Source organism: Pseudomonas sp. BAV 4579 (genome assembly GCF_009765395.1).
Taxonomy (GTDB): Bacteria; Pseudomonadota; Gammaproteobacteria; order Pseudomonadales; family Pseudomonadaceae; genus Chryseomonas; species Chryseomonas aestiva.
Map to the genome: position 1 here is coordinate 20,311 of NZ_WHOV01000072.1, position 26,522 is coordinate 46,832.

The window sequence follows — 26,522 nt, forward strand, 5'->3', positions numbered from 1 at the left end:
GCTCTTCGCGGTATCCCGCGAGGGCCAGCACTTTAAATGATAAACGCTCTCATTATCAAATGTTACGTTAAGCAATAGCTGTTCGCATCGCGAATGCCAGGCAGCCGTGATCCACGCCCAGAGGTCAGGACGGCATCAGGAAGGAATGCAGGAAAGAGGCATCACCGGGCCGAAAAGGTCCGGTCACAGGATCGGGCTGATCCTGAGCGGGCCGCGCAGTGAGAAGCCTGGCGGTGGTTAGAGGCCGGAGACCGCCAGGGTCTTGGCTGCCACCTGGCCGATCACCGGGCTGGGCAGCCGGCAGACGATTTCGCCGATGGCGTTCATTCGCGCCAGGCCCCCGTCACCCTTGCAGGCGTGATAGTCCGCGAGGTGTTCGGAAGGCGAATTGCGCAAGCCCTGATCGACAGCGATCACCAGCGCGATGACGCCCAGGCCCAGGGCGACGATTTCGAGCGTGCTGCGGGCACGATACCAGTGGATCGGTCGCGAAGGGCTCATGGCGGCTCCGGAGGCTGGACGAATGATGGCGAAGTGGCCCCTACTCTAATCGTCCTGGCCCGGATGTAAACAGCCGTTGCTCGCCTCGACGATGGCTGTCGTCGGCAAGCCGAGGCCCATTCATAGCGCCGCCGATCAGAGCCTTGCCCTGGCCCTCCTCCTCCCGCTCTCCGGATGTTCCGCCAGCGAGAGCGTCATGACCTGATTTCGCTGGACAGGAAAGAAGGCGCTAAGTCCTCTTGCGGCAGGCCTTGCCTCTCGCGTTGCCCCCTCGGCGGCCGGCCCTAAACCGAAAGCCGACCGGGGTGGAGACTCAGGGATTTTCCTTGCTGGGCGTCTTGATATAGCCGGGCACGGCGGAATCGGGGGGCGTGTTGCGCCCTTCGCTGGCCGCGGCTTCATTGGCCTGGGACCGGTCTTCCTGCGCCTTGGCCTGCTCCTTGGAGGCCCGCTCGACCTTGCCTTCGGCCGCCTTCTCCTGGGCCTTCTGGCTATGGGCCTGGGCCTCCTGGGCGTGGTCTTCGGAGGTCTTGTCGCACGCCGTCAGGGTTGCGGCGGTAGCCAGTACGAGGGAGCACAGCAGAGCTTTGGACATCGGGTATTCCTGAGAAAAGAGACCTTTCAGGGACCTGGCTGAGCCCGGATTGGTTTCTGGCCGAGCACTCCAGCATCGCAACCTGAGGTGTCCGTCGCACGGTGGCGCTATGCGAATCCCCGTCCCGTGCCTGGCCGTCAGGGGATGCGGCTGCCCGTCCAACACGCGAAATGGCACGCCAGGCTCTGGCACAAGCGCTGGCGGGTGTCGACGACATCTGATCGCCCGGCGCAGGCCGCACGTCCGCAGACCCTGCGGAAAGGTCAGCGAGATGATCGCGCCCCATGGCCTGCGCCAGGCCGCGGCCGAGGCCCGGTGCAATGTCGAGGAAGGCGCCCATACCCTGGACGCCGCCCTTACCTGGAAAACGCCAATAGCGACAACGCTCTGCAGCTGCGCCAGTACCGCGACCTGATCGCCGCCCATGTCGATGCGGTCATCGTCCATCTCATCGACGACAGCAATACCCAGGAGATGCTGTCCCTGACGACTATCAGCACGGGCCAGGGCGCAGTGGACATGGCCCTGCGACTGGCCAACGGCTCCACCAGCAGCAATCTCACCCGGGTCCCCTTCCAGCTGATCACGCCGGACAATCTGGCGTCCTTCTAGCCCTCACGGCAGGCAGGCTGTCCATTTCCGGCAGCCGCCCTGCCCAGACCAGGCCCCCTGCCCTTTCGGACAGCCAGGGCGCCTTTCCTCAGAAGCGCCAGCTGAGCCGGGCGTTGAGGTCCTGGTCCTTGGCCTGGCTGCTCAGCTGGCCCTCATAGCCCAATCCCAGCGACAGCGTCTCGCTCAGCGCCAGGTCCAGGGCGCCGCGCACCACTGCCGCGTCCCGCGCAATGGGTGCCCCCACCAGCTTGAAGTCCGGGCCACCGGCAAAGGCCGACTCATGCTCGGGGGTGGTGTCGCCAAAGGCATGGCGCCAGCCCAGGGTTGCGCTCGGCACCACCTTCAGCCCACCGAGTGGCTTGGCCGCCAGGCGCAGGCCCAGGGTGCTGAAGGTCGCATCGGTGGTCTGCCGCCGACTGTCCAGTTCCAGCGCACCGCTGCGCTCACGAAAGGCATCGGTCTGCAGATGCACCTGGGCCAGATTGGCGAAGGGCTCCAGACTCAGGCTGCCCTGCTCGATCCGATAGGCCAGTTCGCCGAAGGCCTGGCTGGTACCGGCATCGTAGTCCGGCGCCAGGCGCTGGTCGTTACCGAGGATCGCCAGGTTGCGCCGTGCCTCCACCGAGTGCCAACTGTGGGCCAGGCCCAGCTTGAGGCTGAAGGCGTCCCACTGCTGGCCGGCATAGAGACCCAGGTGGTAGTCGGTGCTGTCCGCCGAACCGGATTCGCCGCGCAGGTCGAGATCGGTGTGACCGAAGCCCACCAGCCCGCCGACGCGCCAACCGCTGTCCAGGGGCACGTCGCTGCCGATCAGCAGGCCACGGCTGTGGCTGTCCAAGCTGCTGGCGTCGTGACTGCCGTCGTTGCGACCCCAAGCGCCAAGGGCCTGGGTCCAGACCAGCCCGCGCTCGTGACTGCCGGCCAGTCCCTGGATGCCGGAACTGGACGGCAGCTCGTCCTGGGCGTCGCTCAGGCGATCGCTCATGGCATTGCGCACCAGCCGGCTGTTTTCCACCAGCACGGTCTTGGTCGAGGCGTGCAGCTCGTTGCCCAGACCCTGGAAGGTGCTCCGGGCGCCGGCGGCGTTGGTCGCGGCCACCTGATTCCACACGGCATTGCCGGCACCGGCGTTATCCAGGCCCGTTGCGGCGGCGCGGGCGTTGCGGCCCTCGGCCAGCTCGGCGAAGGCCACGCCATTGCGCGCCAGGCTCAGGGTCGCCTGGTTGGCGCCATAGCTCAGGGTCGGGGTGAGGAAGGCGAAGTCGGACTGGATCGGGCCGAAGCGGCCGCTCAGGCCATTGCCCGCGCTCAGCAGCTGATAGCTGCCCAGCGGCTGCCAGGAAGGGCTGGAAACCAGCGCCAGGGTGGCGCCGTCGACGGTGATGCTGCCACTGGCCACCAGGCGATCGGCGCGACCGCTGGCATCGGTCTCGACCTGATAGATCGAGCCCTGGTCGAGGGTGGCGTTGCCGTTGACGTTGAGTTGCCCCACCGAGTTGCCGGGCGCGAGGATGCCGCCCTCTGCCACACGCAGGCTGGCGAGACTGCCGGTGCCGCCAAGGATGGCGCCCGTGTTGACGGTGACCGCCGAATTACCGAGGTTGCCGTTGAGGGCCAGGCGACCCTGGTTGACGCGGGTGGTACCGGAAAAGTCGCTGTTGCCGGTCAGGCTCAGGGAGCCGCCCCCGGTCTTCACCAGGCTGCCGCTGCCGTGCAGGTTGTTGGCCAGGCTGCTGTCGACCGACTGATCCAGCACCAGGGTGGCATTGTCGGTGATGTCGCCGCTGCCGAAGGCCTGGGCATGGCCACGCAGGGTGCCGCCATTGATCACCGTCCCGCCGCTGTAGGTGTTGAAGCCGCTCAGGGTGAGTTCGCCGCTGCCGTTCTTGGTCAGGCTGCCGCTGCCGGCGATGTTGTTGCGCCAGGCGTCGTGGGCGTTGAAGCCACCCTGGCTGGCATCCATGTTGACGCTGACATTGCCGGTGAAGGCCGCGTAGCCGTCGGCCGCGGCCATCAGGTTGAGGCGACCGTAGCCGTTGGATTCGTCGATGACCACGTAGCCCGAAGACAACTCGGTGCTGGCCAGGATGTCGCGGCGCTGACTGGCGGTGAGATAGGGAAAGCGCGTCTCCAGCAGCACCTCGGCGTTGACCGGCACCACTGGCGCCAGGTTGGTCGGACCGACGGGAGCGAAGCCGTAGGTCATACGGGCGGTGTACAGCGCCTTGTCCTGGGCGTGCTGGGACTGCTGGTCGGTGGCCGGATCGATCCTGTCCACGCAGGTGTTGATGTCGCCGCCGCACTGCTGGGCGAAGTAGGCCTGAGCCTGGACGAAGGCATCGCTGCGCAGCTGGGCGTTGTTGACCAGGTTGTCGATGGCGAAGTAGGTGGCGGTGATGCGGCCACCGATCACGTCCAGCGGCGAGTGCATGCCGGCGACGATGCGGTTGTTGCCCAGCTCGGAGGCGCGGAAGAGTTCCTCGCCCAGGCGCTGGGGCACGGCGTAGCCGAAGCCCATGGCCGCCAGGTAGGCCGCGTTGGTATGGCCGCTGGGAAAGCCGCCGTCGCTCTGCGGCGTGGTGCTGAGCGCCGGGCGCAACGACAGCGGCACGATGTCCACGCTGGCTTGCCGCCAGGGCCGCGGATACTGGTAGGCATTCTTCGCCGGGGTGGTGGAGGCATCGTTGCGGATCGCCTGGACCAGTTGCACCACCTTGCCCAGTTGCGCCTTGGCGTCGCCGGCACCGTTGCCATTGTCGTTGTACTTGGTGGTCTGGGTGGAGGCGTCGAATACCGGGATGGTGGTGAAGGCGCCGGAGCCGGCCAGGTAGCCATTGGCCAGGGAGCCCAGGCCGCTGATCAGGCTGTAGCTCTGGTCGCGGCGGTCGTCGTAGTAGGCCGCTATCTCCTGGGCCTGGGTGCGGGTTTTCGCGAGGTCGACCACGTACTGGATATTGCGCTGCAGGATGGGCGCCCCGAAGGCGGTGGGCGTGCCGGTGTTCCAGGTGGCGCCGGGGGTCCAGAGCCTGTTGTAGCCTGACAGCAGATCGACGCCATTGATGGCGTTGTTGCCCGAACGGCTGGCCGCCTGCACCGAAAGCGCCAACAGCGACGCCGCGAACACCACCGTCAACACCGCGGGTTTGTTACCTGAACGTTTCACCAGCTCTTCTCCTTGGCCCTGTGGATACAACTTGTTACAAGCTGTCTTGGGGCGGCGAGCCTAGAACGGTGATGTGACGGTGTGGCGGCGATTTGGAGGCAGTTTCACGACATCCCATGACCCTCGGGACCGCGATCCTTCCCCGGCCGGGGAAGGATCGCGGTGTGGTGGATGGCAGGGACGCGCTAGCCGCGGCGCAACCTGTCCAGATCGCACCAGAGGTGCAGCTTGGTGAGTAAGCCATCCCCCACGGCGATCGCCTGCGGCTCGCTGCCGAAGAGGTTGAAGCCCGCCTGCCGGTACAGCGCCAGCGCGGCATCATTACCCTCGGTCACCGTGAGTTGAACGACCCTGAGCCCGGGCAGCCCCTGCGCATGGGTCAGGAGTTCGTCCAGCAGGCCCTTGGCGATTCCCAGACGCCGGTGGCGATCAGGGACGTACAGCCCGAACAGGGTCGCCTTGTGCCGAACCTTTTCCCGCGTCTCGCGGCCAAGGCCGACCACGCCCAGCAGCTCCGCGTCCCGGGTTGCGCCCCAGACCCGCTCTTGCGCCCGATCATCCGCTTGCAGCCGCCGCTCCCACCAGTCGAGCGGCAGCGCCGCCCGCTCCTCGGGGCTGGAGGTGAAGGCTTCCGGATGTCGGGCATAGGCGTCCAGCATGAGTTGGCGGTAGACGGGGGCCCAGGTAGGCCCCAGGCGCTGGATATTCATAGTCAACCTCCTTCCAGCGCCAAGCCGCTTGCGAAGCCAGCGCTCTGTCATGACCGCTCAGAAATCGTCGTAGCTGACCTTCCAGAACAGGTCGATGCTGCCGTCATCGCGATGGGCCACGATCAGGCCTTCGGTCTCGCCAAAGGCTTCAAGCAACAATTCCCAGTCCTCGCTGCTCGCTTCCAGGCGCTCCACATGGACATGCTTGTCGATGACCCCGCGCGCGTTGTTCACCAGCCGCGACACCCGCATCGTCAGGCGATCATAGGAGGTCAGCTGGGATGGCTGGCTCTGGGCCATGGGCGCGGGCTCCATAACTGTTCTTTTATACAGTAGTTCTCGACCGAGGTGATTGGCAAGTCACCTGGCAACTTGATCCGCCAGTGGCCCTGGAGATCGACGTTGGGGACCCTGTTCGCCCTGCGTCAACCCGAGAGGAAACCCAGGTTCTCCATGATGGCGACGCGCCGTCCATCCAGGAATAGCCACCAGCCATCCCTGGATAAGGTGTGACGCGGATCACTTTTTCTTAGCTAGGGTCAGACCCATCCACAACGCTCAGGGCGCGCTTGATGCGCGCCGCCACCCGCGAGCAGCGAATGACGGCAGCTCCATGGCGTCAGCTATTCGGGGCCTGTCCGCAGACCCAAAGCTATCGCGATAACAAATCACCGTGAATCCGGCTGAGGTGCTTCCACCCGGCCCTCCTCTCCAGGTAGTCCATATGCAACACAGTGGCTGGAATTTCCTCAGCAACATCAGCGTCCGGGCCAAGCTGGCACTAGGCTTCTCGCTGCTCATCGGCATGATCCTGCTGGTGGCCTACACCGGATGGCAAGCTACCGACGCCATGCGCGATCGGAGCGAAAGAATCGGCGACATCTCCGGATTCAACACCCTGGCGCGCGACATGCGCATCGAACGACTCGTCTACATCGTCAAGGCCGACGAGGCCCAAGCGGCCAAATGGCTGGCCGCGCTCGACAGGCTCGAAGGCCAGTTGCAGAGCATCATCCCCAACTTCAACTCGAAGACCAACGAGGCCTTGCTAAGCGAAGCCCAGGCCGCGCTCAAACGCTATCGGGACTTCTACACCCAGGTGGTGACCGCCACGCAAGAGCGTGCGGCCGTCCAGCAGGCGGCAACCGCCACGGCGGAAGCCGCCAACACCTATATGCTGGCCCTGGCCACGGCGGCCAATGCCCAGGACGGGCGAGTCGAAGACCGCCAGCAGGTAGCGGCCCTCTTCATCGACCTGCAGCGGATGCGCATTGCCTTGCGCAGCTATGCCACCACGCCCACCCAGGACAACGAGGCCGCTGCCCATGGCGCCCTGGACAGTATCCAGGCAAAGGTCAAACAACTCGCTACGACCAGCACCCTGCCGACCGAGGCGTTGCAGAAGCTTGGCAGCGAACTCGACGGCTACCAGCAACGCCTGCAGCAGCTGATCACCACCCAGGCCCGGGTGGACCAGGGTCAGGCCGGTATCACCACCACCATCACCACGCTGCTGTCGGTCGCCGACAAGCTCACCGCGATCCAGAAGGAATTCCAGCTGACGGATGTAAGCGGTGCACGTCAGCTGTTGCTGGTGTGGCTGGCCATCGCGATCGCCCTGGGCCTCCTGGGCGCCTGGCTGATCACCCGTTCCATCGTTCGCCCGCTGAAGGACACCGTTCTTCTGGCGCAGACGGTCGCCAACGGCGACTTCACCCGTCAGCTGGAGGTGACCCGCAAGGATGAACTGGGTGCCCTGCAGATCAGCATGCAGCAGATGACCACCAACCTCCGCGGGCTCATCGGCGAGGTGAAGGATGGTGTCGTCCAGGTCGCCAGTGCCGCCGAGCAGCTGTCGGCGGTGACCGAGCAGACCAGTGCCGGGGTGCAATCCCAGAAGATCGAGACCGATCAGATCGCCACCGCGATGCAGGAACTGACGGCGACCACCCACGAAGTGGCGCGCAACGCCGGAGCCGCCGCACGCTCGGCGCTGGAGGCCAGTCAGCAGGCCCAGCAGGGAGACCAGGCCGTCAACAAGGCCGTCGCCCAAATCGAATTGCTGGCCGGCGAAATGGCGTCGACCAAGATCGCCATGGCCACCCTGCGCGATCATGCCGACAGCATCGGTGGCGTGCTCGATGTGATCAAGGCGGTTTCCGAGCAGACCAATCTGCTGGCGCTCAATGCCGCCATCGAAGCCGCCCGCGCCGGCGAGGCGGGACGCGGCTTCGCCGTGGTCGCCGACGAGGTCCGCGGCCTGGCGCAGCGGACCCGCTCTTCGACGGACGAGATCGCCCACCTCATCACCGGTCTGCACCAGAGCACCGACCGCATGGCGGCCGTGCTCGACCATAACGTGCAGTTGACCGACAGCAGCGTCGGCCTGTCGCGCGAGGCGGGCGAGTTGCTCAAGCGCATCACCCGCTCGGTCAGGGACATCGAGTCGATGAACGAGCAGATCGCCTGCGCTGCGGAACAGCAGGGCGCGGCGGGTGAAGAAATCAGCCGCAGCGTGACCAGTGTCCGCGACATCTCCGAGCAGACCGCCGCTGCCAGCGAGGAGACCGCCTCTTCGAGCACGGAGCTGGCGCGCATCGGTGAGCGCCTGCAGGAGATGACCCGTCGCTTCCAGGTCTGAGATCAGCCCGAGCCCCTGCCGCAGCGGCCTGTGACAGGGGCTCGCACCGCCAGGTTCTCCAACTCAACCGCCGGTCATTTCGGCTGAATCCCTGCGCCAGCGACCGGTCACTAGGTGCCATCATATTGATATTATCAATGTCACTTATCGCACCTTGATATCTCTTCTGTCAGTCCAGGTCACACATGAAAACCTCACCAGAGCTGGGTCGGCTTGTCGATCAGACGCTTGCTGTGCCGGTCGGGCCCTTTGCCTTCGTCTCGGTGCTGGAGCGCCTGTTTCAGCTGGATATCCACAAGCAGCGCACGCGGCACCTCACTCGCTGCCTGCTGATCGGCACCCTGAGCTACGACAGCTTTCTGATCTGGTGGTGGCTGCTGCTGCAAGACGCCCTGCCCTGGGCGGCCGCCCAGATGCTGGGGATCGCCACCCCCTTCGCGCTGCTGGTCGTGGTGCTGCTGCAGGTGGTGCCGACACGTTGGCGCGAAACCCTGGCCTCGCTGCCGTTCTATGTCGGCCTGGTGGTGGTCTACAACATGGTGATCAACGGCCCACCGGGCAAGGAGATGAATCAGACACTGTTCATCTTCACCTGGCCGCTGATGCTGGCCTTCGTCAACACCTGCATGAAGAGTCCGCTGCTGCCGGCCCTGCTGTTCAACGGCTTCGCCCTGTCGGTGATCGCCCTTGCCGTCCATAAAGCGCCGGTGTCACCGATCGTCGGCGGGCTGATGATGACCAACGCCATCGTGATGGCGTTCTTTTCGCTATTGGCCAGTTACTGGCTCAACGTCGAAGGGCGCCGCTCCTACCTCTACAAGCTGCGCGAAGAAGTCCGCCTGGCGTCTCTCAATTCGGCCAATCAGGATCTGCAGATCCTTTCGGAAACCGACTCCCTCACCGGGCTGGCCAATCGTCGTCAGCTCCGCCCGCTCCTCGAAGACTTCTGGCAACGCCGCCTGGCCGGAGAGCAAGGCGCCGTGCTACTGATCGACGTGGATCACTTCAAGCGCTACAACGACTACTACGGCCACCTCGCCGGAGATGACTGCCTGCGCTCCGTGGCCAAGGCCCTGGCGGTCGGGCTGGGCCCGGGTGACAGGATCGGTCGCTACGGTGGCGAAGAGTTCGTCGTCCTCCTGGACCGGGTCGGCCCGGCCGAGGCGCTGGACGTGGCGGAGGCCATCCTGGAACGCGTTCGCGACCTGCAGATCCCGCACCAGGGGCGTCAGGACGACAAGACCCATGTCACCGTCAGCATCGGCATCGCCCGCAGTGGCCTGGCCGGTCTGAGCAGCGCCGACGACCTGCTGGACTGTGCCGACCGCGCCCTCTATCGCGCCAAGCGCGATGGTCGTGACCGGGTCTTCGAAGGAGGCGTCGATGCCATCCTGGGCGCACCACTCGACCATGCCGCGCTGCTCACCCCGGAGGATGTCCGCAAGGGACTCGCGAGCAACGAATTTCTGCTGCACTACCAACCCATCTATCGCGTCGAGCCCAGGCAGGTGACGGGTTACGAAGCGCTGCTGCGCTGGCAGCATCCGACCCTGGGCATGGTCTCGCCGGAGGTTTTCATCCCGCTCGCGGAACAGGGCAATTTCATCATCGCCCTGGGCGAGTGGGTGGTGAAGGAGGCCTGTCTCGCGGCCAGTCAGTGGCCTCCGCACCTGAGCATCTCCATCAATCTGTCACCGCTGCAATTCGCCGATCCCATCCTGCATGAGCGGGTATCCGCGGCCCTCAGGCTCTCGCGCCTGGCGCCCAACCGCCTGGTCCTGGAGGTCACCGAAGGGGTGGAACTGGTCATAGATACCAAGACCCGCCAGTCCTTCGCCCTGCTCCAGCTACTGGGTATCCGCATGGCCCTGGACGACTTCGGCAGCGGCTTCGCCGGCCTGGGCCCTATCCTCGAACTCCCCTTCCAGCTGATCAAGCTCGATCGCCGGATCCTGGCGATCGAGGACGAGGAACAGCGTGGCCAGGTCCTGACCTCCCTGTTGCTGCTGGGCAAGGCGATGAAACTCGAGGTGCTCTGCGAAGGCGTGGAAACCCCGGAACAACTGGCGCAGCTGCAGCAGCTGGGCGTCCGGCTCGCCCAGGGGTATCTGCTGGGCAGACCCGCGGCCGCTCCGAGCGGTCAGGAATTCCAGCTGATGGCGTCCTTGGAAGCCTGAAGCACGGCCGCTCGCCGCCTGCTCGCCTCATAACGGCAGCCTGCAGAGCGGCTACCGGCCCGTCTAGAAGATCGCCAGGCTATCCAGCACCGCCGTGCAGAGCGAGCTTCCATAGGTGACCACACCCAGCGGTACCCCTACCGCAGCGCCCAGGATCAGGGCGCAGACCAGCAGCGCCACCAGCGGTATCCCGAACACGGGCTGCCCCAGGAAATGGCCGCCGCCGCTCTCCCCCGCGACTTCTGCCTTGGACGTCTCCGCCGGGTGGCCGGCTTCGGACCGGGCGTGGGTGGGCTGCCCGGGCGGCTGACGCCCGGGCCTGGCCTTGCCTTCCATCTCGATCAGGTCGGCGATATCGGCGAGGGTCCCGCTGTTGCGGGTGATCTGCTCATGAGCAGCGCGGAGGGAATCGGGCTTGGCCGTGCGGCCGGCACCGCGAGGAGGTCTTCGTGAGGCGGTTATAGTGCAGGAAACGGCGTAGAAGGTGCTTAGGATGACACAGTCTGAGGTCAAGGCTATTAACCTTAGCCCTAAACATAGCTATTTGCCACTATTTCACTGGCATCTGTCTGAGCAGCGGAACGCTGACCTCCTCCTCCGCTTCGAGCGCCGCCAACGCCAGGCGGGTGGCTTCGCGCCGCTCTTCCGGGGAGTAGTCCTCCGCGTCCTCGTCCGGCAGCTCCAGTTGTTGTTCAAGGGGACTGAAGGAATGCCATTCGGCATCCTCGGCGCTACCCTCCTCAACAGGGCAGGCCAGGCTGTCCAGCGAGGGGATAGACGCCGGTTCACCCGCTCCAGCCGCCTCAGCGGACTCACCAGGGCCCGAGCTGGGCAGCACGTCGTGCGCAGCGCCCTGCTGGATATACAGCGGGACCGCCGCTTCGGCGGCCTGCCCCGTAGCGGTCAGCGCAGCCGAGGTACGCGCGAGTTCGAGCCTGGGCACTACCCCGGCCTGGTACAGCGCCAACAGGCGGGCATCGACGTAGCCCAGCAAGAGGTAGCCCGCCGCGGTTTCGCTGCCATCTTTATTCATCACAGTGCTTCCTGAATGGGTGGGAACGATCGCCTCCAGGATTCGCGGAGGCGAATGAAGGACCGCTCATCTGGCTATCCGATCCTGAGGACCGCAGCCCTTCAGCTGTTTCCGCAACCCGGACGCTGAGCGAGCGTTATGCGCAGGCAGCGCCATCAGGCCGAACAGCCGGGGCGGCAGGGCCTATCGCTGCACGGCAATGCACTTGATTTCCGCGAGGAGTCCGGCACGGGCCAGTTCGGCGACGCCAATGCAGGTCCAGGCGCACGTCCCTCTGGGAAAGACGGCATCCTTCACGCGCCTGAAGACCGGCATGTGCCTGTACAGGTCGACGTGGAAGGTCGTCAACTCCACCACGTCCTCGAACGTACAGCCACCTGCTGCCAAGACAGTACGAAGATTGTCCCAGGCCGCCCGGAATTGCTGCTCGGGATCCTGGATGACCTCCAGCTCCGGCGTACGGCCCACCTGCCCTGCGCAATAGAGCGTCTTGCCGACCTTCACTGCCGGTACATAACCCGCACGTTCGACAAGCAGTCTCATGCTGTCGGGGATGATCAACTGGCGGTCTGTCATGTCTTCGCGTCCACGGTCGTAGAAAAGGCAAGCTAACAGCAGCAGTGCTCCGAGGCCTAGCTGCGCTTTTCCGGGACTGCCCCGGACGCCTGACCTCGCGGGCCCTGCCCCGATCGTCCGGGGTAGCTAGGGCGCACCCTGATCCGGCCTCGGCCAGGACGATATCGCTCGGGCTCTCGCTCAGCAGACGGCCGCCAGTTCCGGCGGAGGTCCGTACCGGCTGCATGAGGGTGGGCGGCAACTCCAGTCGTCACAACCCAAAAAAACCCGAAACCCCCGTCCTTGACGGCATTCACTCAAGTTATCGGGGCCATTGCCGTTATGCTTATCACACTCCCCAACCGGTACATGGATATGACCCTTCGCGCGTTCAACATCGCCACCCGCAGCCAGTTGTGTTTCGGTCTACTCGCCGCGTTGGTAGCCGGCCTTGGTATTTTCGGCATCACCCAGATGGCGCAGATCAGGGGCCAGAGCCTGGTGATCGAAAACAACAGCGTTCCGAGCATCGTGGAGGCCGACAACCTCGCCCTGCAACTGGCCCGTACCCGCATCGAGGTGCTGCGCCTGCTGGCCATTCCTGACGCCTCGACCGTCGCCAATACGCGCAAGAAGATCGACAGCATCAGCGGCGAGGTCGCGGAGGCCTTCGGCCGCTATGCCAAGCTGGTCAGCTCCGATCGTGAACGCCAGGCCTTCGAGAGCCTGCGCCAGGTCCACCGGGACTACCTCAATAACGTCAACCAGCTGGCCGACCTGGTCGTCGCCGGCAAGGTGGAAGAAGGCCGGGCGCTGGTGCAGTCGGGCATGGCCCAGCTGGGTGCCAGGATGAACGAGAGCACCGAGGCCCTGCGCAAGGTGAACCAGGAGGGCGTCAAGGCTGCCGCCGAGAACGCGGGTGTCACCTACAGCAATTCCAAGACGATCACCTGGCTGTCCATCGGCCTCGCGCTGGGACTGACCCTTCTGCTCGCCTGGCGCATGACGGTCAGCCTGACCTATCCCATAGCCAACGCGGTAGCGGCGGCCAGGGTCATTGCCGCTGGCGACCTGACCCAGACCCTGGATGCCCGTGGTCACGACGAGGCCGCCCAACTGCTGCAGGCCATGCAGCAGATGCAGACCCATCTGCGTGACACCCTGGGCCATCTGGGCCAGTCCGCCGCCCAGCTGGCTTCCGCCGCCGAGGAAATGACCACGGTCATGCAGGAGAGCGCGACCGGCCTGCAGCAACAGAACAGCGAAATCGAGATGGCGGCCACCGCCGTGACCGAGATGAGCCAGGCGGTCGAGGAAGTGGCCAGCAATGCCACCTCCACCTCTACCGATTCGCGCCAGGCCGCGGCCAGCGCGCGTGACGGCCAGCAGCAGCTGGGCAACACCCTGGTTGCGATCGAGACCCTGACCGACAATGTGCTGAGTGCCAGCGATCGCGCCCGTGAGCTGGCCGAACAGACCCGCAACATCAGCCAGGTCCTCGACGTCATCCGCTCGGTAGCCGAGCAGACCAACCTGCTGGCGCTCAATGCGGCCATCGAGGCCGCTCGGGCCGGCGATGCCGGTCGCGGCTTCGCGGTGGTGGCGGACGAGGTAAGGGGGCTGGCCCAGCGGACCGGCGACAGCACGCGCGAAATCGAGAAGATGATCGGCAGCATCCAGCACGGCACCGGCCAGACCGTGAATGCCTTGCTGACCAGTGCCGACCAGGCACGCCAGACCCGCGAACAGGCGCAGGCCGCCAGCGGCGCCCTGGAAACCATCGCCCTGTCGGTGTCGGGCATTGACGAGCGCAATCTGGTGATCGCCAGTGCTGCGGAGGAACAGGCTCAGGTGGCCCGCGAGGTCGACCGTAACCTGGTGCGGATCCGCGACCTGTCGGTGCAGACGGCCACCGGCGCGCAACAGACCCGCGTCGCCAGCCAGCAGCTGTCTGAGCTGGCGGTGCAGCTGAATGGGCAGATTCGCCGATTCCACGTGTAGACGTCCCTGACCCTCCAGGTGCTTGCCCTCCCCCGGGTCTGTCGGCAACCGGCCAGCAGGCTGACCGCTGAGCTACGACAGGTCGCGTATCACCCGATCCGGGTGATACGCGATGGGCTTCTGGCTTCACCGAACTGCCCCTTCCTGCGGGCGCGGGTCAGCCACTGCCGTACTCGAAACACCCCGGCCAGGCTCGCTGCCCTCTTCGCTGGGAAGCTGACCGCGCGCCGGTCTTGGCGGATCGTTCCAGTAACAGGGAGCACGGGTATTGCTCTGCGGCCGGGCCGACTGCTCGCAAGTCATCGCAGTTGATGACCGGAAAGACCGCACTCGCTCAGCGCAAGGTGGGGAGTGGTCCGCAAGCAGGGTCTGATGCGTTGAGCCAGGCAGGTGCCCTGGTCGAATGGCGCTGGCCACGCAGTTGTTCCGCGGATGAATTTGAACTGCCCGTGCGGCGGGGTTCTCTTCACCTGCCGCCTGCCACTTGGTGGCCTTATGAGCTGGCGTCCCTTGGAAAGTAGCCCTGGGTGGACTTCCGATCACCCATGGCTACCGGTTTGTCAGTTGGTGGCCTCGACCTGGGAGGCCTTGTCGGCCCGCTGCCCTTGCTGGGCCAGCGCTTCATGCAGCTGCCGATGCTGCTGGAGCGCCGCCTGGCTATCGCGAAAATCCTCATTGTGTGAGATCGAGCGCTCGCTGCCGTCTGCGGCGTAGCCGAGGTTCGCAACGGCGAGGGTGGCGGCAAACAAGGCAGTCTTGAGGAACGTCATGGTGTTTCTCCTTCTAGAGTGCAGCGTGGGTAGGAGCGCCACTCTAGGGGTGCGCGGGCAACGCCAGGATGAGCCGCGCATTACACTTCTGTCAGCCTTCCAGGGACAGTTCGCGAAAGCGCGAAAACATACAGATCCCGAAAGAACGGCTCTCTCCCCTCAAAACGCGTCAACCTCCCCTCCCGTGGGCAGCGATCGCCCAGCGCTCAGGCGTCGGAATCGCCGGTGTCCTCACCCATGGCGTTGATATTGGAAAAGCGCTCGACCAGAAAGTCGATCAGGCTGCGTACCCTGGCCGAAAGGTGCAGCTGTTGGGGATAAACCGCATAGATATCCGCCTGCTCGGTCTGGTCTTCCAACACCACCCTCAGGCGACCGCTGCGTACATAGCGGGCGATATCCCATTCGGAACGCTGCAGAATCCCATAGCCGTCCAGGGCCCAGTTCAAGGCCACTTCCCCGTCGTTACAGCTCAGGGCACCGTGGATCTTGATATTTTGGGTGCGCCCGCCGTGATTGAAATTCCAGACGCCGTAGGTCGCTTCGTTCTGCCGCAGGAAAATGCAGCTGTGGTCTTGCAGGTCCGTGAGCCGGGAGGGGCTGCCATGCTTTTCCAGATACAAGGGGGAGGCGCATAGCAGTCGGCGATTGGAAGCGATCTTGCGGGCATGGAAAGCCGCGTCGGGGAGATTGCCGATCCGGATGGCCAGATCGAAACCATGGGCGGCAAGATCCAGCGGATGATCGCTGATTTCCAGCTGCACCTTGACCTCGGGATAGCGCGTATGAAAGGCCGCGAGGGCCGGGCCGATATAGCGGCGACCAAAACCCAGGGTCGCATTGACGCGTATCAGGCCCTTGGGGGTCGCGCGGCAGCTGCTGACCAACTGCTCCACCTCATTGATCTGCGTAAGGATGCGCTCGGCGTGGTTGAAGTACATCTCTTCCTCGGCCGTCAGGCTCATGGACCGGGTGGTCCGGGTGACCAAGCGAATGCCCAGGCGGGCTTCAAGCGCACTCAGCCGCTTGCTCACCGCCGGGGGGGTCACCCCCAGTTCCCGGGCGGTCGCTGCCAGGCTGCCTTTCTCGGCCAGCAGATGAAAAAAAGCGAGATCGAGGGTCTGGCTCATTGGTAACTCAAAGTTAATTAAGTAGTGATTTTGAAGCACTCACAGGGTAGCGATCACTACATATACTCCTCTCACACTCTGCTGAACAGCCTGCGATCAACCCTCCCGCACCAGTCGGCTTAGTTGAGGCAGTTAAAAGCGCCATCAAAACTCCCGCAGTTTCACCGGAGTGTATTGGACTGAGCCAGACAATGGGATTCAAGACCAGTAACGACTGCCGAAGACGTTAGACGTTGAACTTCACCCTATTGAAAGCGGCTCGCACCGGGGCCTTTAACTTCGATAGAGGAGATATGCGCGCGGGTACTGATTGATCGCTGACCGCTTTCAATCGCGCGAGGCAATACCTCAGACATCTCACGATCGGTCGAAAGCCGAATACCCGATGTCTCCTGACAAAAATAACAATTCAGGAGTTAACAATGAAAAAAGCGCTCGGAAAACTCTACGTACAGGTGTTGATCGCAGTCATAGCCGGTGCTCTTGTCGGCGTGCTGTTTCCTGAAACAGGAGCAGCACTGAAACCCTTGGGCGATGCCTTCATCAAGCTCATCAAGATGCTGTTGGCGCCGGTCATCTTCCTGACGGTAGTGACCGGCATCGCCGGCATGGAAAACATGAAAGAACTTGGACGGGTCGGCTTCCGCGCCCTGATCTATTTCGAAGTGGTTTCCACCCTCGCGCTTGTCGTCGGCCTGGTGGTCGCCAATGTATTGAGGCCCGGCAGTGGAATGAATGTCGACGTCACAACCCTGGACACCTCAAGTCTCAGCAGCTACGCCACGGCCGCCAAGCACACGTCGACCATGGACTTTCTGATGGGCATCATTCCCAACACCATCGTCGATGCCTTCGCCAAGGGCAACGTGCTGCAGATACTCCTGTTTTCAGTCTTGCTGGGGGTGGCCCTGGCCAATGCCGGGCCGCGGGCGAAACTCTTCGTGGACACGCTCGACAGCCTGACGCAAGGCATGTTTCGGATCATCAGCATGATAATGCGCCTGGCGCCAATCGGAGCCTTCGGCGCGATCGCCTTCACCATCGGCAAATACGGCTTCGGCTCGCTGTTTTCGCTGGGCAAGCTGGTGGCTTGCGTCTATCTGACCTGCGCGGTGTTCGTGATCTTCGTGCTGGGGCCGATCTGCCGCTACAGCGGCTTCAGCCTCTGGAAGTTCCTGAAGTACATCAAGGAAGAACTGTTCACCGTGCTGGGGACCTGCTCCTCCGAATCGGTGTTGCCGCAGATGATCTCGAAAATGGAGAAGGCCGGTGTATCCAAGCCGGTGTCAGGACTCGTCATTCCCTCAGGGCTGACCTTCAATCCTGATGGGCAAGCCATTTACTACACCATTGCCGCCATCTTCATTGCCCAGGCGACCAATACCCCACTGACCCTGACCGATCAGCTGATCGTGCTGACGGTTCTGATGTTTACCTCCAAGGCGTCCGCGGGCGTGGCCGGGGCGGGCTTCATCATCCTCACGGCGACCCTGGCTTCGCTCGACACCATCCCGGTGGCCGGCATGGTGCTGCTGTTGGGTGTGGATCGCTTCATGTCCGAGGCGCGGGGCATCACCAATACGATTGGCAATGGGGTCGGCACGATGGCCATCGCCAAATGGGTAGGCGCCTTGGACACGGCCAAGATGAATAGAGCGCTGGATGGCGAAGACGTGGAAGAAACTCGTGGTGCTGCGCGATCCGAAACCGCCAGATCGGCAACGTCACCGAGCGAGACGCTTGTACAACTACCCGATGTTACAAGCCGGGTGCTCAAACATTGATGAAGATCTGACTGCGCTTTATTAAGCAGCCTCATGTCGGCGTCTGCTCCGCACAAAGATTGTGTTCATTACTTGCCGATGAAAAACACGTTCTTGTTGTTCGATTCGATCTAAGAGCCAGTTTTCTGGCATACAAAAAAACTCAAAGCAGGATAATGCGATGGTTAGCCGACGCTTTACGACAAACTCTGGGATTCGCATCTGGTGAAACAGCGCGACGACGGCTCGGCGCTGCTCTACATCGACCGTCACATCATTCACGAAGTGACCTCGCCCCAGGCCTTCGAAGGCCTGCGACTGAGCGGCCGCGAGCCCTGGCGTGTCGATGCCAACATCGCGACCCCGGATCACAACGTGCCGACGACCGCTGAGCGCAAGGATGGCATCGCCGCCATTGCCGATCCGGTTTCGCGTCTGCAAGTCCAGACCCTCGACAACAACTGCGACCAGTACGGCATCACCGAATTCAAGATGAACAACGTTCGCCACGGGATCGTCCATGTCATCGCTCCGGAACAGGGCGCCACCCTGCCGGGCATGACCGTGATCTGCGGCGATTCCTACACCGCCACCCACGGCGCCTTCGGGGCGCTGGCCCACGGTATCGGCACCTCCGAAGTCGAGCATGTGCTGGCGACCCAGTGCCTGATCGCGAAGAAGATGAAAAACATGCTGGTTTCCGTCGATGGCCAACTGCCGTTCGGGGTGACCGCCAAGGACATCATCCTCGCAATAATCGGCAAGATCGGTACCGCCGGGGGTAATGGCCACGCCATCGAGTTCGCGGGCAGCGCCATTCGGGCCTTGTCCATCGAAGGCCGCATGACCATCTGCAACATGGCGATCGAGGCCGGTGCCCGCGTAGGTCTGGTAGCGACGGACGAAATAACCATCGCCTATATCAAGGGCCGCCCGTTCGCCCCGAAAGGCGCGGAGTGGGATATAGCCGTCGAAGCCTGGAAAGATCTGGTCTCTGATGCCGGCGCTCGCTTCGACAAGGTGGTCGAACTCGACGCCGCGCAGATCAAGCCGCAAGTCAGCTGGGGCACTTCGCCGGAAATGGTCCTGGCCGTTGACCAGAACGTTCCCGATCCGGCCCAGGAGACGGACCCGATCAAGCGCGACTCCATCGTCCGCGCCCTGAAGTACATGGGTCTGACCGCCAATCAGGCGATCACCAACATCCCGCTCGACCGCGTGTTCATCGGCTCATGCACCAATTCGCGGATCGAAGACCTGCGGGCTGCGGCCGTGATCACCAAGGGCCGCAAAGTGGCTTCGACCATCAAGCAGGCCCTCGTCGTGCCGGGATCGGGTCTGGTGAAGGCCCAGGCCGAAGCGGAAGGCCTGGACAAGATTTTCCTCGACGCCGGTTTCGAATGGCGCGAGCCAGGCTGCTCGATGTGCCTGGCAATGAATCCGGACCGCCTGGAGTCCGGCGAGCACTGCGCCTCTACGTCCAACCGCAATTTCGCCGGGCGCCAGGGCGCCGGCGGTCGTACCCACCTGGTCAGCCCAGCCATGGCCGCTGCCGCGGCGGTGAACGGTCGTTTCGTCGACGTCCGTGATCTGATCTGACCTGAAGGAGCCAGGCATGAAAGCCTTTACCCAGCACACAGGCCTTGTCGCCCCTCTGGATCGCGCCAACGTCGACACCGACCAGATCATTCCCAAGCAATTCCTGAAGTCGATCTACCGGACGGGTTTCGGCCCCAATCTGTTTGATGAATGGCGCTATCTGGATGAGGGACAGCCGTACCAGGACAATTCCAGGCGGCCGCTGAACCAGGATTTCGTCCTCAACGCCGCGCGTTATCAGGGCAGCAGCGTCTTGCTGGCCCGGGAGAACTTCGGTTGCGGCTCCAGTCGCGAGCATGCGCCCTGGGCGTTGGAGGAATACGGTTTCCGCAGCATCATCGCGCCGAGCTTCGCCGATATCTTCTTCAACAACAGTTTCAAGAACGGCCTGCTGCCGGTCGTCTTGAGCGATAGCGAGGTGGACGAGCTGTTCAGCCAGGTTGAAGCCGAGCCAGGCTACCAGCTGCACATCGACCTGGAGGCCCAGACCGTGACCCGTCCGGATGGCAAAATCCTGAACTTCGAGATCGACGCCTTCCGCAAGCACTGCCTGCTCCAGGGCCTGGACGATATCGGCCTGACCTTGTTGGAAGGCGATGCGATCAAGGCGTTCGAAGTCAAGCACCGTGCACGTCAGCCCTGGCTGTTCAGAAACCCTGAAGAAGTGACGCGAGCGCTTGGATAACGGCTATGAACCCACGATCACCCTTGTTTCAGTGACATCAGCTGTCCCTTGAGATAAGCCGATATCCCCTCTCGCTCTGGTGGTAAAGACAATCTGGCAGACGACCACTCATCGCTCCGTCCAGGTTGGCTTGCAGAGAGAGAGGGACCCATCATCTACCCGATATTCCAGCGCGAAAGTGGATATCACCTGGCGCGCGATCCCACCTGTATCTTTCTTGAAAGTACCGATTTCGCTTGCTCGTGTATTGAAAGAATCCCGAGTCTTTGGCTTTGCGTGCAACGAATTCCGGAAATCGGGAATCCCGAAGGCCACAAAACCCGAAGGCCGCGGCAGACCAGAATATCGTCAAGACCCTCACTCGAGCACCGCCCTGCCCTCACGGCAACCGGCAAGTCTCACCCTCCAGAAATCCTGCTCAGCACTCGGAAGGATCGGCAAGAGGGCTCGACCGCTCACAACGGCCGTCAGACCGGGGTCGCTGGACAGGAAGATCCAACGGCTAATCGGACCCAGACTGGACAGCCTCAGCCGGCTGTACCGGAAAGGAATGCGCGTGATGAGCGACGGCGGGGTGGTCCTGGAAGGATGGCAACGGCGACGAACAAGCTGCGGTCAAGGTTCAGGCCAACCGGATAGGCGTTCCTGCCTCAAGGCATTGAGTCCATCACTATGGGCCAGGGTACGGGGCAGAGTCAGGTGCGACCGGTCACGAATGGTTCGGCACCTGCTGGCGCTCCGTCCCCAACCAGTGACGACTTCGACGACGAGATTCTCTTCCACCCGCTCAACCTCAGGGTCGTCGGAAGCCGCGGCACCCGGTGCACCTGCTGTTTGCAAAAGCCTTGGGCGATGCCCTGCTGGTGCTGATGCTGATGCTGATGCTGATGCTGATGCTGATGCTGATGCTGATGCTGCCAAGCATTGCGGCACCAGCGCGCAAGTCCGGACGCTCTGGCGAAACGGCCGCGGACTACACCACCCTGAGCAGAACGCGTCTTCGCCGACAATACCCAGCAGCGCTACAGCTCCAGATCTACAGGACCGACTGCACCGTAACGAGCCGCAGCAACACCTCGCGCTTGGCTGTGACTAAAGAGACCTCTCTACGAACGCCAAGCAGAAACACGTTGTTACCACCCATCCTCCTTTGCCGACCCTTTACCCGAAAGCTCAGCGCTAAGGCAGTCAGCTGTAGCGAATAGTCAGACGTAGTACTACCGTGCCGTGACCCACGCTCATGTACGTGTCACCTCTCCACTACCGCAGGATGTCTTCATGTTCGCAAAGCTCAGCATATTCCAGAAGATTTATTCTGGTTTCGCGCTCATGGTCGCGATCATCATTGGCGTCAGCTATCGCGGCTTCTGCGCCATGCGCGAGGCTTCGAACTGGAACGTCCACACCTACGAGGTGCTGAATCAGATCGATGACATCCTCAGCAGCCTCATCAATATCGAGACTGGCATGCGCGGTTTCGTCATCACCGGTAAGGCTACCTTTCTTGCTCCCCTTGAAAGTGGCCAGGAGACGCTGGCCAAGCGCACCCAGACCCTGGCGGAAATGACCGCCGACAATCCCCGCCAGCAAGGGCGCATCGCCGATCTGCGTCGGCTCGAAGGCACTTGGCTGCAGGAAGACATCCAGCCGCTGTTGGCCCAACGCCGTGCTCTGAACGAAGCCGTCTTGCCGGACGAGGCTTTGGCCGTACGCGTCGGCGCAGGTCGGGACAAGGCCAAGATGGACGACATGCGTGCGCTGCTGGCTAGCATGCGGGAAGAGGAAAGCCGCCTACTTGAGCAGCGCAACCAGACTATGGCCGAAAGCAACCGCAACCTGATGCTGACCCTGCTCGGTGGTGGCCTGGTGGCCTCCATACTGGCTCTGGTCATCGCCACGGGCTTGGCACGTGGCACCCGCAGCCGCTTGCAACTGGCCATCGATGCCGCCAACGCCATTGCCGCCGGGCGCCTGGACAACCCGATCGACACCAGTAGCAACGACGAATTACCCCGTGCCTTCGATCGTATGCAGAGTGGGCTGCGGGAGATGGTCCAGGAGATCGCGGGCGCCGCCCGCCAGCTGGTGCAGTCGGTGGCATTGATCACCGGCTCTTCGCAGCAGCTTTCTGGCGCCGTCACTGAGCAATCCAATGCGGCCTCCTCAATGGCCGCGACCATTGAAGAGCTATCGGTGAGCATCAGCCATGTATCCGAAAGTGCTCAGGAAGCCCATCGTCTGGCAAGCCAATCAGGCCAGCAGTCTGCCGATGGCGGCGACGTCATCCAGGCAACCCTCACTGCCATGAACGGTATCGCCGAGACGGTGCAGAAGTCGTCCGACCAGATCGGCGAGCTGGGCCAGCATTCCGAGCAAATCACCTCGATCGTAAAGGTGATCCAGGATATCGCCGACCAGACCAACCTGCTGGCTCTCAATGCAGCCATCGAGGCAGCCCGAGCCGGCGAGCAAGGCCGCGGCTTCGCCGTGGTCGCAGACGAGGTACGCGGCCTGGCCCAGCGTACTGGCAAGTCGACTCAGGAAATCGCCTCTATGATCGACAAGATCCAAGCCGGGATCCGCGATACGGTGGGCAACATGAAGATTGGAGTGGAGCGGGTCAACCATGGCGTTGGCCAGGCGGACCAAGCCGGGCAGGCTATCGTCGCCATCCGCCTGGGCTCAACTCAGGTGGTGCAGGTGGTCGACCAGATATCCTTCGCCCTGCGCGAGCAGAACGCTGCTAGCCACGACGTGGCACGCAGTGTAGAAACCACCGCACAGATGGCTGCGCGCAACCGCACCGACATCCAGGACATCCTGCTGGCCAACGAGAGCCTCGCTACTCTGGCCACCCAGCTGGAACGCCAGGTCGCCCGCTTCAGCCTCTAGTTTGGCGCCTCCGACGCTGGTCTCCGGCGTCACGCCGCAACGTGACGCCTCAATCCGCTCTCAAGCCGTTCAGCGTAGAGCGCCCGGCGCGCCGCGCAATTCGCAAGGCCGCCGAAGATGCCCGAGCCAGACTCGTTGCGCACGCGGTCCTACTGGGTTCCTATCCTCCACGCTTCCCGGGCGCCTGGGTATGCTCATGCCTAGCATCAAGGCTTTAAGTTGGGGCCAACCCCCAAATGTCGATCAATCCGTGTTCGCGCGGCTGGGTCGGCTTCGCCAGCTCCTGGAGCGCGTGAAGGTGCCAATGGTGATGGAGCTGCTGGGCGAGTTGGACCCCGAGGACAAGGTGATCAACTTCCGCGGGTACAGGAAGACAGTATCCGCGCTGCTGCAGCCGTGCGAGACCGCCGGCCTGGGATGCATCACCCTGGCGGGGACAGGCAGCCTGACGAAGCGGCAGAAGGCATCCCGCTAGTGTAGAACAGCATCGATCTGCAGCTGTGCCAGATGAATCAGGACAAGCGGCGAATCGCTCAGTACATCATCGAGCCGGAAGCTGTGCTACGCACGCGGACTGCAAGGGCTAGCAGCACTTGATGGGGACGCAGCAGAAGTCCCCACGTCCTAAACGCTAGGCTGCTACGAAGGTGTTCACTGCGCCCAGCAAAACAATTTCCGGACTGTCATTACCCGCCCGGTCTGAGAGAAAATTCTCAGGCAGATAGAGGCTGTACTGATGCCCTGCCACTAGGTCTTTTTCGACAGTCAGGTTGAAGACATTTTGGTAGCGGCCTACGGTATTCATAGTCAGCACCTGCAGATCTTCCCCTGAAGTGACGTCGCGCAGGAAAGCCGCATCGAAGCTGTCAGCACTTCTATTCCAGAAGAAATTATTACCACGAACACCACCATAGCTGATATTGACCTGATCAGCGGCAATTGGCTTGCCGAAGCTGGCCTGACCTACAGACTGCAATAAAGGAGGAGCTTCGACGTTGTAAATCCGATAATTTTCACTCACAGTTGAGTTACCCGCCTCGTCTCGCTGCTCGACTTGCAAAGTCCCCTCGTAATAGTTGCCGTAGTCCACCGCAAACCCACCTGACTTGTCGCCAGCTTGCCAATTTAGGCCTCCATCAATGGAGTAGGACCATAAGTCATTGCCAACTAAAGACGGTGAGCTCACGTAGCCGTCGTTCGTAAGGTAATCGTTATCGACATCACCGGTATCCCTGAACTGGAGATCGAGCCGGTCGGGCGCCTGCGTATCCATTACCCAAGGAGATTGGTTTTCAAGCGTCTGCTGGACACCTGCCGTTTCGAATCGCACCAAGACCGATCCTGACTCATATCGGCCATCAGCCAACGCGAGAGTGCTGCCGCTGGATTGCGCCCACGAACGCCCGCCGTCGAGGCTGTAATCCCAACCAGAAACGTCCTTCGGCAGGCTCACATCGATCTGATTGTCGTTCGTTATGCCATCGCTGACAGAGACGCCGGTATCGTGGTGCAGGGTCAAACTTGGAATGATGGGTGCCGACTGATCGATCCGAGACTGGAAAAACTGTTGATCCGTACTTTGCCCTTGCGGCTGCACAAGATAGTCGACCATCTCGGTAATTACAGCAGCTCTGGCATTATTGTTGGACAGGGACAACTGCTCCAAGCGCCCCAGCCAATACTCTTTTCCTCCTTCATCTGCTGGACGTCCCAGCAAATCTACATAGCAGCCGTCAATGAAGTCACCTGCACCATCCACTCCGGGATGGGATTGCTGTCTTTCAGCGCTCTTTAGGAACAGACTGACAACTGACTCCCCTGAGAGCCCCTCAGACATCTTGTCGGTCCAGAACTGAAAGCCTTCTGCGTCTGGCGCACGACCCAAGACCGCCCAATAATAGGCACTGACATATGTTTCCCTGCTCACAGCCATGTCCATTCTCCTTTTGAAGCCGCCTTATGCAGCTCAGAAAGAGTTTATGAGGCTATTCAACGTTGAGAAGATGTATCAAGAGCGACGTGCAGCAATCGACATTCTTTCACATACCGCAATAAGTGCCTGATCGGACCGGCCTCTTTCGCTCTAGCTACGATTACCCCCTGCTTCTCGCTGGCTGTGCTGGCACCGCAAGCCCCATCACGAATTAGGGCCGCGCCGCACATGACCCGGAAGCTCTCCACCCTCATTCCGGTGGCACTCGCCGCCGCTCCGGCTGGCTGCGTTGCGCACGAATTCGCCCTGCAGGCTACCGGTGCGGACAGCTCGCGAAATGCCCAGCTACCACAGCCTGATCGTTATTCGAAAGGCGCTGCCGGTGCGTTACGGCCGCTGCACGCTGGTGAACACAGCGACTTAGGCGGAGCAACGGGAGCTGATGGCACCGATCATCGACGTGAACATCCCGGCCAACATGAAGCCGACCGTTCGCGACGCCATGCAGTACGAGGTCAACCGCTCCGGCCACAGCCGGCGGCCCACTACAAGCTCGGCCCGACGAGCCTGCGTAACACGCTGCAGGTGCTGGCCGGCCCCGCCTGCCAGGTGAAGGTCGATGAGATCATGCGGTCGGTGTGCTTCGAACTGCGCCCGGGCTACCAGCTGCCGGAAGGGCAGCGCTACGCTGCGGCGCCGGCGGCTACCCCGACCACGGCAACCAATATACCTGCACCGGTCTCCAGCACAGGGATGACTATTGCCACAGTGCCCGCCGCCAAGCCCTTGGAAAGACACCCCGTATCCGCTAAGCCGATACCGAACGTCGCTTCCGGTCAGGCAGTCAAACCTACGCCCGCCAGCGCGGCGCTGACATCCGCGCCGGTCAATGCGCCTGGGGAGGTCTTGCATGTCCGGCAATCTCCAAACGCCTCCCTGGCGAAGGGCACCTCTACTTCACCCGCCGCTGTAATGACTTAGGCTGCTGCCAAGCCCACTTCTCCCGCAGCACCTTTGCCGAAGCCGTCGCACAGGTCTTCCCCCTCTAAAAGGGCGCTCGCCGCCCATTCATTGTCAATGGCCACTCCAGTCAGCGCATCGCTCATGCTTCTGCGAGCAAGAAGTCATGCCCCCCTTCGCCTGGGCGCCGTCGCTGCGGCACTCCTGCTTGCCAGCTGCTCGGTGCAACGGGTAGAGGAATCGGCCCAGCGCGCCGAGGACGATGCCGCCATGGCCAGCCAATACGCTGCCCTGCTGCGCAACCAGCAACACAGCCCAAGCGTGAGACCGTCGAGTTCAGCGACTAGCCAGGTCGACCGCGACGGCGGCGTGCTGATCACCAACCCGGAGTTGATGAAGAGCGGGTTGGACCTGTCGGACTTCCCGACCATCGTCTTGCTGCAGACGGGCTATATCTACCCCCTTCAGCAGGCAGCGCCGATCGCGAGGGCGAGATGATCGCCCGCGAGTTGCTGGAGCACTGCGGCTATCGTGGGCCCATCCAGCGGCTATGGCTGTCCGCACTCAACGACGCTTCCATCCGCCAGGCCCTGGCGAGCCTCAAGCCCGGGGCCGAAACCTTTTCCATGTACCACTCGGCGCTGGCTCGCTCTCGGGCAGACTGGCTGATTGGCATGAACTTCACCCGGCTGTTCACCCTCCTCGGACGCCAGGCCGGCTACAGCGGAGTGCTGTCAGTAGGACGGGTGCAGACGCCTACGCTGCGCCTGGTGGTCGATCGCGATCGGGAGATCGCCCACTT

Annotated in this window: 20 protein-coding genes and 3 pseudogenes; 12 read left to right on the plus strand and 11 right to left on the minus strand. The window is 62.8% G+C overall.

Going from position 1 to position 26,522, the window contains the following annotated elements; translation table 11 throughout:
- Nucleotides 1-237: 237 nt before the first annotated feature.
- Both GSQ95_RS15160 and GSQ95_RS15165 read right to left on the minus strand, forming a co-directional pair.
- Complete coding sequence (locus tag GSQ95_RS15160) at nt 238-501, minus strand: hypothetical protein (protein WP_158895849.1); 264 nt, start codon at nt 499-501, stop codon at nt 238-240.
- 313 nt (nt 502-814) lie between these two features.
- On the minus strand, nt 815-1,096 hold the full coding sequence (locus GSQ95_RS15165; RefSeq protein ID WP_158895847.1) for a hypothetical protein: 282 nt from the start codon (nt 1,094-1,096) through the stop codon (nt 815-817).
- Between the two features lie 315 nt (nt 1,097-1,411).
- Here GSQ95_RS15165 and GSQ95_RS15170 point away from each other — a divergent pair, with 315 nt between their 5' ends.
- Complete coding sequence (locus GSQ95_RS15170) at nt 1,412-1,708, plus strand: hypothetical protein (protein WP_256664595.1); 297 nt, start codon at nt 1,412-1,414, stop codon at nt 1,706-1,708.
- 88 nt (nt 1,709-1,796) lie between these two features.
- Here GSQ95_RS15170 and GSQ95_RS15175 read toward each other — a convergent pair whose 3' ends face one another.
- The 3 genes from GSQ95_RS15175 to GSQ95_RS15185 form a co-directional block, all read right to left on the minus strand.
- A complete protein-coding gene (locus tag GSQ95_RS15175) occupies nt 1,797-4,871 on the minus strand; it encodes an autotransporter domain-containing protein (protein WP_256664596.1) in 3,075 nt (1,024 codons plus the stop codon).
- A 185-nt stretch (nt 4,872-5,056) separates the two neighbouring features.
- Entirely contained in the window at nt 5,057-5,587 is a 531-nt protein-coding gene (locus tag GSQ95_RS15180) for a GNAT family N-acetyltransferase (RefSeq protein WP_178118478.1), read from the minus strand.
- A 51-nt stretch (nt 5,588-5,638) separates the two neighbouring features.
- A complete protein-coding gene (locus tag GSQ95_RS15185; protein ID WP_252977162.1) occupies nt 5,639-5,881 on the minus strand; it encodes a DUF1654 domain-containing protein in 243 nt (80 codons plus the stop codon).
- Nucleotides 5,882-6,305: 424 nt separating this feature from the next.
- Here GSQ95_RS15185 and GSQ95_RS15190 point away from each other — a divergent pair, with 424 nt between their 5' ends.
- Both GSQ95_RS15190 and GSQ95_RS15195 read left to right on the plus strand, forming a co-directional pair.
- Nucleotides 6,306-8,222, plus strand: coding sequence for a methyl-accepting chemotaxis protein (locus GSQ95_RS15190; RefSeq protein ID WP_158896557.1), 1,917 nt, complete (start codon nt 6,306-6,308; stop codon nt 8,220-8,222).
- 185 nt (nt 8,223-8,407) lie between these two features.
- Nucleotides 8,408-10,399 (plus strand): bifunctional diguanylate cyclase/phosphodiesterase, encoded by a 1,992-nt coding sequence (locus tag GSQ95_RS15195; protein ID WP_158896556.1) that lies wholly within the window; start codon nt 8,408-8,410, stop codon nt 10,397-10,399.
- A 63-nt stretch (nt 10,400-10,462) separates the two neighbouring features.
- Here the strand turns inward: GSQ95_RS15195 and GSQ95_RS15200 are convergent, their stop codons facing one another.
- From GSQ95_RS15200 to GSQ95_RS15210, 3 genes are all read right to left on the minus strand, one after another.
- Entirely contained in the window at nt 10,463-10,912 is a 450-nt protein-coding gene (locus tag GSQ95_RS15200; protein ID WP_178118477.1) for a hypothetical protein, read from the minus strand.
- A 37-nt stretch (nt 10,913-10,949) separates the two neighbouring features.
- The gene (locus GSQ95_RS15205) at nt 10,950-11,432 is read right to left on the minus strand and encodes a hypothetical protein (RefSeq protein WP_158896555.1); all 483 of its coding nucleotides are present in this window, start codon (nt 11,430-11,432) and stop codon (nt 10,950-10,952) included.
- Nucleotides 11,433-11,615: 183 nt separating this feature from the next.
- Nucleotides 11,616-12,008, minus strand: coding sequence for a RidA family protein (locus GSQ95_RS15210; protein ID WP_158896554.1), 393 nt, complete (start codon nt 12,006-12,008; stop codon nt 11,616-11,618).
- 354 nt (nt 12,009-12,362) lie between these two features.
- On the opposite strand from GSQ95_RS15210, the gene GSQ95_RS15215 reads away from it, so the two are divergent.
- A complete protein-coding gene (locus tag GSQ95_RS15215; RefSeq protein WP_158896553.1) occupies nt 12,363-13,988 on the plus strand; it encodes a methyl-accepting chemotaxis protein in 1,626 nt (541 codons plus the stop codon).
- Between the two features lie 560 nt (nt 13,989-14,548).
- Here GSQ95_RS15215 and GSQ95_RS15220 read toward each other — a convergent pair.
- Entirely contained in the window at nt 14,549-14,758 is a 210-nt protein-coding gene (locus tag GSQ95_RS15220) for a hypothetical protein (protein ID WP_158896552.1), read from the minus strand.
- 206 nt (nt 14,759-14,964) lie between these two features.
- Nucleotides 14,965-15,888, minus strand: a complete 924-nt coding sequence (locus GSQ95_RS15225; RefSeq protein ID WP_158896551.1) for a LysR family transcriptional regulator — start codon at nt 15,886-15,888, stop codon at nt 14,965-14,967.
- Between the two features lie 422 nt (nt 15,889-16,310).
- On the opposite strand from GSQ95_RS15225, the gene GSQ95_RS15230 reads away from it, so the two are divergent.
- The 6 genes and pseudogenes from GSQ95_RS15230 (at nt 16,311) to GSQ95_RS15255 (ending at nt 23,302) form a co-directional block, all read left to right on the plus strand.
- Nucleotides 16,311-17,672: a dicarboxylate/amino acid:cation symporter gene (locus tag GSQ95_RS15230; protein WP_158896550.1), complete on the plus strand. Its 1,362-nt coding sequence runs from the start codon at nt 16,311-16,313 to the stop codon at nt 17,670-17,672.
- Nucleotides 17,673-17,843: 171 nt separating this feature from the next.
- Nucleotides 17,844-19,250: pseudogene (gene leuC, locus GSQ95_RS15235) on the plus strand (3-isopropylmalate dehydratase large subunit); the annotation flags it as partial.
- Between the two features lie 16 nt (nt 19,251-19,266).
- Nucleotides 19,267-19,935: a 3-isopropylmalate dehydratase small subunit gene (leuD, locus tag GSQ95_RS15240; protein ID WP_158896549.1), complete on the plus strand. Its 669-nt coding sequence runs from the start codon at nt 19,267-19,269 to the stop codon at nt 19,933-19,935.
- Between the two features lie 821 nt (nt 19,936-20,756).
- Nucleotides 20,757-21,140, plus strand: coding sequence for a hypothetical protein (locus GSQ95_RS15245; protein ID WP_158896548.1), 384 nt, complete (start codon nt 20,757-20,759; stop codon nt 21,138-21,140).
- Between the two features lie 73 nt (nt 21,141-21,213).
- Nucleotides 21,214-22,827, plus strand: a complete 1,614-nt coding sequence (locus GSQ95_RS15250) for a methyl-accepting chemotaxis protein (RefSeq protein WP_158896547.1) — start codon at nt 21,214-21,216, stop codon at nt 22,825-22,827.
- Between the two features lie 196 nt (nt 22,828-23,023).
- Entirely contained in the window at nt 23,024-23,302 is a 279-nt protein-coding gene (locus GSQ95_RS15255; protein WP_158896546.1) for a hypothetical protein, read from the plus strand.
- A gap of 156 nt (nt 23,303-23,458) precedes the next feature.
- On the opposite strand, the gene GSQ95_RS15260 is transcribed toward GSQ95_RS15255, so the two are convergent.
- A complete protein-coding gene (locus GSQ95_RS15260; protein WP_256664597.1) occupies nt 23,459-24,766 on the minus strand; it encodes a DUF4214 domain-containing protein in 1,308 nt (435 codons plus the stop codon).
- A gap of 1,302 nt (nt 24,767-26,068) precedes the next feature.
- Here GSQ95_RS15260 and GSQ95_RS15265 point away from each other — a divergent pair.
- Both GSQ95_RS15265 and GSQ95_RS15270 read left to right on the plus strand, forming a co-directional pair.
- Nucleotides 26,069-26,197: pseudogene (locus tag GSQ95_RS15265) on the plus strand (DEAD/DEAH box helicase); the annotation flags it as partial.
- Nucleotides 26,188-26,522, plus strand: a pseudogene (locus GSQ95_RS15270) (DNA topoisomerase); the annotation flags it as partial. The pseudogenes GSQ95_RS15265 and GSQ95_RS15270, both read left to right, overlap by 10 nt.

Excerpts from the sequence above, each read along its gene's own strand:
- GSQ95_RS15220 (WP_158896552.1), bottom strand. The coding sequence starts at position 14,758 with ATGACGTTCCTCAAGACTGCCTTGTTTGCCGCCACCCTCGCCGTTGCG.
- GSQ95_RS15205 (WP_158896555.1), bottom strand. The coding sequence starts at position 11,432 with ATGAATAAAGATGGCAGCGAAACCGCGGCGGGCTACCTCTTGCTGGGC.
- leuD (WP_158896549.1), top strand. The coding sequence starts at position 19,267 with ATGAAAGCCTTTACCCAGCACACAGGCCTTGTCGCCCCTCTGGATCGC.
- GSQ95_RS15225 (WP_158896551.1), bottom strand. The coding sequence starts at position 15,888 with ATGAGCCAGACCCTCGATCTCGCTTTTTTTCATCTGCTGGCCGAGAAA.
- GSQ95_RS15195 (WP_158896556.1), top strand. The coding sequence starts at position 8,408 with ATGAAAACCTCACCAGAGCTGGGTCGGCTTGTCGATCAGACGCTTGCT.
- GSQ95_RS15215 (WP_158896553.1), top strand. The coding sequence starts at position 12,363 with ATGACCCTTCGCGCGTTCAACATCGCCACCCGCAGCCAGTTGTGTTTC.
- GSQ95_RS15260 (WP_256664597.1), bottom strand. The coding sequence starts at position 24,766 with ATGGACATGGCTGTGAGCAGGGAAACATATGTCAGTGCCTATTATTGG.
- GSQ95_RS15165 (WP_158895847.1), bottom strand. The coding sequence starts at position 1,096 with ATGTCCAAAGCTCTGCTGTGCTCCCTCGTACTGGCTACCGCCGCAACC.
- GSQ95_RS15190 (WP_158896557.1), top strand. The coding sequence starts at position 6,306 with ATGCAACACAGTGGCTGGAATTTCCTCAGCAACATCAGCGTCCGGGCC.
- GSQ95_RS15230 (WP_158896550.1), top strand. The coding sequence starts at position 16,311 with ATGAAAAAAGCGCTCGGAAAACTCTACGTACAGGTGTTGATCGCAGTC.
- GSQ95_RS15210 (WP_158896554.1), bottom strand. The coding sequence starts at position 12,008 with ATGACAGACCGCCAGTTGATCATCCCCGACAGCATGAGACTGCTTGTC.
- GSQ95_RS15255 (WP_158896546.1), top strand. The coding sequence starts at position 23,024 with ATGCCTAGCATCAAGGCTTTAAGTTGGGGCCAACCCCCAAATGTCGAT.
- GSQ95_RS15185 (WP_252977162.1), bottom strand. The coding sequence starts at position 5,881 with ATGGCCCAGAGCCAGCCATCCCAGCTGACCTCCTATGATCGCCTGACG.
- GSQ95_RS15250 (WP_158896547.1), top strand. The coding sequence starts at position 21,214 with ATGTTCGCAAAGCTCAGCATATTCCAGAAGATTTATTCTGGTTTCGCG.
- GSQ95_RS15160 (WP_158895849.1), bottom strand. The coding sequence starts at position 501 with ATGAGCCCTTCGCGACCGATCCACTGGTATCGTGCCCGCAGCACGCTC.